This window comes from Sporofaciens sp. SGI.106 (assembly GCF_050314255.1).
Taxonomy (GTDB): domain Bacteria; phylum Bacillota; class Clostridia; order Lachnospirales; family Lachnospiraceae; genus Claveliimonas.
On sequence record NZ_JBNPMZ010000068.1, the window covers coordinates 1 to 330 of the forward strand.

Sequence of the window (330 nt, forward strand, 5' to 3'; positions counted from 1 at the left end):
GTAACTATTCAGAACCATCCTTATTCAAAGATGAAATCTGGATGACCTGAGATTGCTTTTTTGATTGCTTCATAAGCAGTGTATCCCTGCTTATGCGCCGTACCAACGTAGGACATGATTTTTAGATAATCCCTGGCTCCTTCTTCGGTTCGGAAACATCCGGATACTTTCGTTTTAACCTTTATCATCCGAAGATCACGTTCCGCCTGGTTATTATCAAACGGAACCATAAAGTTATGGATAAAAAGGCAGACTGATGCCTTGTAATTCGCAAGACGCTCCACAAGGGCAAGGATTTTTCCTTTTTTCTTCCGCCCACGTTTTTTCGCT

The 330-nt window shown here is 41.8% G+C and carries 1 protein-coding gene; it reads right to left on the minus strand.

Going from position 1 to position 330, the window contains the following annotated elements; genetic code table 11:
* Positions 1-20: 20 nt before the first annotated feature.
* Positions 21-330 (minus strand): IS66 family transposase (locus ACQRCC_RS15610; RefSeq protein ID WP_427851663.1); only part of this gene is annotated, 310 nt, incomplete at its 5' end.